The 2,354-nt window shown below is 62.8% G+C and carries 3 protein-coding genes; all 3 read right to left on the bottom strand.

Annotated elements, in window-relative coordinates; genetic code table 11:
* A partial coding sequence (locus AC1D00_RS36875) for a beta-ketoacyl-ACP synthase II (RefSeq protein ID WP_477014055.1) occupies positions 1–808 on the bottom strand: 808 nt, incomplete at its 3' end.
* Positions 809–916: 108 nt separating this feature from the next.
* A complete protein-coding gene (locus tag AC1D00_RS36870; protein ID WP_008130699.1) occupies positions 917–1,156 on the bottom strand; it encodes an acyl carrier protein in 240 nt (79 codons plus the stop codon).
* A gap of 311 nt (positions 1,157–1,467) precedes the next feature.
* A complete protein-coding gene (fabG, locus tag AC1D00_RS36865; protein ID WP_027542985.1) occupies positions 1,468–2,205 on the bottom strand; it encodes a 3-oxoacyl-[acyl-carrier-protein] reductase in 738 nt (245 codons plus the stop codon).
* Positions 2,206–2,354 lie beyond the last annotated feature (149 nt).

Genomic DNA, 2,354 nt, shown 5'->3' with positions numbered 1-2,354 from the left:
GGCCATAGCCGATCACTTCGGCATAGATCCTGGCGCCACGGCGCCGGGCATGCTCGAGCTCTTCCAGGACGAGGACGCCGGCGCCCTCGCCCATCACGAAGCCGTCGCGATCCTTGTCGTAGGGACGCGAGGCCTTCTCGGGTGTCTCGTTGAAGCCGGTCGAGAGCGCGCGCGCGGCGTTGAAGCCGGCAATGCCGATACGGCTGATCGGCGACTCGGCGCCGCCGGCGACCATGACGTCGGCATCGCCCAGCGCGATCAGGCGGGCGGCATCGCCGACCGCATGTGCCCCGGTCGAGCAGGCCGTGACCACCGAATGGTTCGGCCCCTTCAGCCCGTGCGCGATCGAGACATAGCCCGAGGCGAGATTGATCAGGCGGCCCGGAATGAAGAACGGCGACACCCGGCGCGGGCCGCGCTCCTTCAGCAGGATGGCGGTTTCGGCGATACCGTTGAGGCCGCCGATGCCGGAACCGATCATGGTGCCGGTCGCGCACTTGTCCTCTTCGGTTTCGGGATGCCAGTTGGCATCGTCGAGCGCCTGGCCGGCCGCGGCCATGCCGAAGATGATGAAGTCGTCGACCTTGCGCTGGTCCTTCGGCTCCATCCACTTGTCGGGATTGAAGGTGTCGTTCGACCCGTCGCCGCGCACCACCGTGCAGGCGATCTTGGTCTGAAGATCGGAGACATCGAAGCTCTCGATCCTGCGCGCACCACTTTCGCCGTTGAGGATGCGTTTCCAGGTCGGCTCGACGCCACAGCCGAGTGGCGAGACCATGCCGAGACCCGTGACGACAACCCGCCTCATATCCGAAAACTCCGCATCGAAAGATTCACGGCCAATAACAAGAAACCGGCTGACCGCTGCGAAGCGGCCCGTCCGGTTTCAATGTTGTCCCCGCGAAAAAGAAGAGCGTTAGCTCTTCGCGTTCTTCTCGAGAAACTTCGTGGCGTCGCCGACGGTGAGAATCGTTTCCGCGGCGTCGTCCGGAATCTCGCAACCGAATTCTTCTTCGAACGCCATCACCAGCTCGACGGTGTCCAGACTGTCGGCGCCGAGGTCGTCGATGAAGCTCGCGGCGTCGACAACCTTCTCGGGTTCAACACCAAGGTGTTCGACCACGATCTTCTTAACCCGCTCGCCAATGTCACTCATTGCATAACCTCGTGTTGTTCCCTGTAGACCCGACCCCCCGGGACGATACGAGCCGTCGTGGTCGTTGACTGCCTTCGCTTACGAACTTTGATTTGGCCCCATCCTAACCGATGCAGGGCCCGGCGAACGACGGCCAAGGCTCCGCATCGCCAATATACAGGGTTTCAAAAACCTGCAATGGCGTTCTTTGCCCATCCGTTGAAGGTCCGGTTACCATACTTCAACTGCCTTGACTACAAGCCTCATTTCGCACCGGAAACGCCCGTTTGCCGCATCCCGCACCGCCATGTGGGCGGTACGGAACGAGGGCTTCAGATCATGGCCATGCCGCCGTTGACATGGATGGTTTGCCCGGTGACGTAGGCCGCTTCGTTTGAGCTCAGGTAGACGGCGGCGGCCGCAATGTCCTCGGGCGTCCCTAGCCGGGCTGCCGGAACCTTGGTCAGAATCGTCTCGCGCTGCTTGTCATTGAGCGCGTCCGTCATCGGCGTCTTGATGAAGCCGGGCGCGATGCAGTTGGCGGTGACGCCGCGCTTGGCGTATTCGGCACCCAGCGTCTTGATCATGCCGATCAAGCCTGCCTTCGACGCGGTGTAGTTGCCCTGCCCGGGATTGCCGGTGACGCCGACCACCGAGGTGATGGCGATGATGCGGCCGAAACGCTTGCGCATCATCAATTTGGTGGCGGCGCGCGCCAGGCGGAAGGTCGCGGTCAAATTGACGTTGATGACCTCCTCCCAATCCTCGTCGCGAAGCTGCACGAAGAGATTGTCGCGGGTGATGCCGGCATTGGCRACGAGGATGTCGACCTGGCCCATCGCGGCTTCCGCGGCGGGCACCAGCGCCTCGACCTCGTCGGCCTTGGAGAGATTGCAGGGCAGCACGAAGGTGCGCTCGCCGAGCTTGCCGGCAAGCTCATCCAGCACTTCCTTCCGCGTCCCTGATATCGCGACCGTGGCGCCCTGCGCGTGCAGCGCCTGCGCGATTGCGCCGCCGATGCCGCCGGTCGCGCCGGTGACGAGCGCCTTTTTGCCAGTCAGATCGAACATCGATAACTCCTTCAAAGCACGATCCGGAAAAGTGCGCAGCGGTTTTCCGGAAAGATCGTGCGCAAACTAAAGAACCAAGGCGCGATGACGAATCATCGCGCTTCAGGCCTGCTTCGAAGCGGCCAGTGCATCCTTGGCCGCCGCAATGT

This window comes from Bradyrhizobium sp. P2_E8, assembly GCF_056403875.1.
The sequence above is the reverse complement of the archived record's forward strand: the minus strand, read 5'-3'. Positions and strand labels throughout refer to the sequence as shown.